Raw genomic sequence first — 730 nt, 5'->3', positions numbered from 1 at the left:
ATATTACGTAATACAAATCCGGAGAGAATGCTCTGGAGTATTCCAGGAGGAAAAGTAGAGTGGATGGAAACTGTAGAAGATACAGTTGTTAGAGAAATCAAAGAAGAAACAAACTTAGATATAAAATTAGAATCTTTATTATGCGTAACAGATCATATTATAAAAGAACAAGAAGTGCATTGGGTTTGTCCAACATATATTGCAACGGTAAATGATGGCGTAGTTAAAAGAATGGAACCAGATAAGATACTTGAAATCGGATGGTTTTCTTTAAATGATCTGCCAAAACCATTAACACTTACAACAATTAAGGCTTTAGAAGCGTATAGAAAAGAAAATGTAAGGAAGTGCTAATAGTGAAAGCTATCATAATGGATTTAGATGGCACATTAGTTAACAGTGAATGGTTAGCAAAAGAGGCGAATAATTTTGGTTTTAAAGAGGTATTAGGGAGACCACTAACTGTAGAGGAGAAAGAAGAACTAGTTGGAAAGCCGATAGCTCTATTTTTAAGCCGATTCCCTGATAAATCGGATTTAATTAAATCTCATATTCTTCACTATTATCAAGAAAATATTTATAAAGTGAAGCTATATGATGGGATAGAAAATATGCTTGAGAGTTTGTTAATGAAGGATTATAAATGAGGAATAGTTACATCACAGTTGAAACATTTTGCGAATAGTGAATTGGAAAATAATAAAATACACTCATACTTTCAGAGTGTTTT

The 730-nt window shown here is 31.9% G+C and carries 2 protein-coding genes; both read left to right on the top strand.

The window, feature by feature from the left end; all coding sequences use genetic code 11:
- A partial coding sequence (locus KVT31_RS29320; protein ID WP_217613701.1) for an NUDIX domain-containing protein occupies window positions 1–354 on the top strand: 354 nt, incomplete at its 5' end.
- 2 nt (window positions 355–356) lie between these two features.
- Window positions 357–647, top strand: a complete 291-nt coding sequence (locus KVT31_RS29315; protein ID WP_308162524.1) for an HAD family hydrolase — start codon at window positions 357–359, stop codon at window positions 645–647.
- The last annotated feature ends 83 nt before the right edge of the window (window positions 648–730 follow it).

This window comes from Bacillus sp. GbtcB14 (assembly GCF_019091205.1).
Lineage (GTDB): Bacteria > Bacillota > Bacilli > Bacillales > Bacillaceae_G > Bacillus_A > Bacillus_A cereus_AG.
Note: the sequence above shows the minus strand (reverse complement) of the source record. Positions and strands in the feature narration are given on the sequence as shown.